This is a genomic window from Bradyrhizobium sp. P5_C11_2, from assembly GCF_054049755.1.
This window is the reverse complement of sequence record NZ_JBFULT010000983.1, coordinates 1-1,440: the sequence shown is the minus strand read 5'-3', so window position 1 is coordinate 1,440 and position 1,440 is coordinate 1. Positions and strand designations below refer to the sequence as shown.

The 1,440-nt window shown below is 58.5% G+C and carries 1 protein-coding gene; it reads right to left on the bottom strand.

The features are described 5' to 3' along the window. Window positions 1-56: 56 nt before the first annotated feature. Window positions 57-1,037: a hypothetical protein gene (locus ACXJL8_RS40925; RefSeq protein ID WP_456623831.1), complete on the bottom strand. Its 981-nt coding sequence runs from the start codon at window positions 1,035-1,037 to the stop codon at window positions 57-59. Window positions 1,038-1,440: the final 403 nt, after the last annotated feature.

Genomic DNA, 1,440 nt, shown 5'->3' with positions numbered 1-1,440 from the left:
GGTGTTGCCCGCGCGGACGCAATCCGGCGCGGGTTTTTCGTCTTGATGCCTACGGGCTAATTCTTTGTCTGCTTACCGGTCCGGCGTTGTCCGGCGTAGGCGCGCTGCACCTGATCGCCGCAATAGGACAGCTTTCGGCCGTCGCCGGTAAAGTGTCCGTTGTTGATGATCCAGAGGATGACGGTCTTGTCGTCGATCTTCTTGAACATCAGGTTCTCGCGGTCCGGAGTTGTGTCCACATTCTGTACGCCGACAGCGTCCCCGTTCGAAGCCGGCTGCAATGTGCAATCGGCGCCGATCCTGACGGTGTCCGGGAGTTGAACACGCGTGCGGCGGATATCGCACTTGTTCGAGGCAGTAACGATTGACTTCCTGGCGAACGAAACGACCGTGTCGCTGAATTTCAAGCAACGTTCCTCGAAATCGGCATCCACCGCGGCGTAGACGCCATCTCGCGGATGAGCGCTTTTGAGAGTGAGTTCCTCTTCGGCCTTCCGCTTGGCTTCCTCGGCCTTCTGCTTGGCCTCTACCTTGGCTCTCAGCGTGGCCTCAGCAAGCGCGCGCTGTGTTTTCAGAGGGCAGTAGGCCGCGCGCCAGGGAGGATCCTTGAGCTTCCCATTCAGGCTCTTCTGGACGGAGATCGCCGCCGCATCGAGCCGTTTGATGAACATGACCTCGTTGAATTGTCTGTTCGCCCAGTTGGGGTCGCGCGGGTTGAGGTTTTGCGCCAGATTGTAATCGTCACAGACCATGTCAACCTTCAGCGCGCCTGGGCCAACATCGGTGACTTTCTTGACGTCGCAGCCCCATTCGTAACCGCTGACCGATTTCTCGCCAAGATCGATTGTAAGGCCGCCGCTTTCATCGCAGTTCGACTGGAAATTCTTGCCAGGTTCGGCGTAGACACCGGCCTTGGGACGCCATTTGCCGAATGTCGGAGCAGGCGGTTCCTGTGCGAAGGCAGGAAGTGCGAGAGCGACCAGCGCAGCCGCAGAGAAAACCCGACTGAGAATTCCGCGACGAATAACTCTGTTCACGTAAGCCCCCTCCGGCGAATGCGGCATGTCTTACATGAAACTACCGCGCGCGAAATATTTAGTGGATCAGCGAGAGTTGAGCAAGCCGTCGCCCGCTAGCGAAACGGCGGGGACCGCTGTCTGTCAATTCGCGTGAAGCTCTCTCTCCTTCTTCAAAAAGGGATTTCAACATGTGGGACGACATGATGCGACGTATTCTTCAGCCCGTCGGGGGGATCTCGCCTCACGTTACGAGTCCATACGGCGCAGTGACGGGCAGGCCACGCGGATCAAGTAACCCACACCGGGGCATCGATTTCAATTATGTTGGTGGTCAGGAGGCTCAGCTGAACACGAACCACCCGGACTTGCGGTCTCCCGTGAATGGCGTCGTTGAGCGCGCCGGTGACGATCAGTGGGGGAC